The organism is Enterobacter sp. 940_PEND (assembly GCF_001059415.1).
Lineage (GTDB): Bacteria > Pseudomonadota > Gammaproteobacteria > Enterobacterales > Enterobacteriaceae > Enterobacter > Enterobacter cloacae_M.
Map to the genome: position 1 here is coordinate 1 of NZ_JUMS01000156.1, position 430 is coordinate 430.

Consider the following 430-nt stretch of genomic DNA (forward strand, 5'->3'; position numbering starts at 1 on the left):
TAATGCCCGATGACTTTGTCATGCAGCTCCACCGATTTTGAGAACGACAGCGACTTCCGTCCCAGCCGTGCCAGGTGCTGCCTCAGATTCAGGTTATGCCGCTCAATKCGCTGCGTATATCGCTTGCTGATTACGTGCAGYTTTCCCTTCAGGCGGGATTCATACAGCGGCCAGCCATCCGTCATCCATATCACCACGTCAAAGGGTGACAGCAGGCTCATAAGACGCCCCAGCGTCGCCATCGTGCGTTCACCGAATACGTGCGCAACAACCGTCTTCCGGAGCCTGTCATACGCGTAAAACAGCCAGCGCTGGCGCGATTTAGCCCCGACGTATCCCCACTGTTCGTCCATTTCCGCGCAGACGATGACGTCACTGCCCGGCTGTATGCGCGAGGTTACCGACTGCGGCCTGAGTTTTTTAAATGGCG

The 430-nt window shown here is 56.8% G+C and carries 1 pseudogene; it reads right to left on the reverse strand.

The window, feature by feature from the left end:
• Positions 1-430 (reverse strand): annotated as a pseudogene (locus tag ADJ24_RS21870) (IS1-like element IS1B family transposase); the annotation flags it as partial.